The sequence below is a fragment of the Melioribacter sp. Ez-97 genome (genome assembly GCF_051488665.1).
Lineage (GTDB): Bacteria > Bacteroidota > Ignavibacteria > Ignavibacteriales > Melioribacteraceae > Melioribacter.
On record NZ_JBPSEG010000046.1, the window covers coordinates 1 to 502 of the forward strand.

General features: G+C 37.5%; 1 pseudogene. It reads left to right on the forward strand.

The annotated features are described in order from the left end of the window. Positions 1-502: pseudogene (locus ACSSWA_RS14980) on the forward strand (T9SS type A sorting domain-containing protein); the annotation flags it as partial.

Here is a 502-nt window from a genome sequence, read left to right on the forward strand (position 1 = left end):
GATCAGAAAAGTCGGAGCTCCAAATCGAACAAATCCATCCTCATGGCTGCAGCTTATTCCTGCAGATGGACGTTACAATTGGGAAGTAAATCAAGCAGTAGACAATCCTTGGGGCTCTGGTCAATTGCCTGTCTTTAAGCAATTAATTCAAAATAAAACGAGCGGATATCATGATAATCAATATATTCCTTTTAGCTATGCAGGTTTAATAAGTCCTCAGCCAATTCATTTTACAGAAAATCCTGTTACTCAGGAACCTGTAGTAGATATACGATTTCATGGTGATGGTAACGACGCATTTCGTATAGGTTATAATCAAGTATTTTCTCCATGGAGTAACCCAAACAATCAAAGAGCGGCAAATCAAACAACAGCGTTTGGTTTTGAAATAACAAATTTCAGCAATGGTGTATATACGTTAAATATTTATGTAAATACTGCTGAAAATGCATCTCCTTCAATACCCCAAAACTTACACTTAACATTCTCAGACCCCGACCAC